Source organism: Campylobacter sp. RM9328, assembly GCF_012978615.1.
The window spans coordinates 1-317 of sequence record NZ_LIWF01000094.1 but is presented as its reverse complement, the minus strand read 5'-3'; the positions used below and the strand labels follow the sequence as shown (position 1 = coordinate 317).

1 protein-coding gene is annotated in these 317 nt (G+C 33.4%); it reads right to left on the bottom strand.

Annotated features, from left to right (window positions below; genetic code table 11):
* Positions 1-317 (bottom strand): mobilization protein (locus tag CCAL9328_RS11115; RefSeq protein ID WP_249318144.1); only part of this gene is annotated, 317 nt, incomplete at both ends.

Genomic DNA, 317 nt, shown 5'->3' with positions numbered 1-317 from the left:
GGACTTATAATCTCTCTGCGATACATATTTTTGCCAGTTTCTTTATCTAAAGTAACAAATTCTAAATGGGCGTGATGATTGATAACCTTGTTGCCATCATCATCGAGATGCCCTTCATCTCTATGTATTGCTATTTGGTAACATTGAAAGCCGTATTTTTGCTCAAAATGCTCTGCTAATCGCTCTAAATCCACCATCGTTGTTTCTGGTTTAATGTTACATACTGCCGACCATTCATAGGATTTTGCTTGAAATTTTTGCTTTGTGTTTTTAGTATATGCTTCTTTTGCTTCTTCTATAATTTGATTTTTAATTTT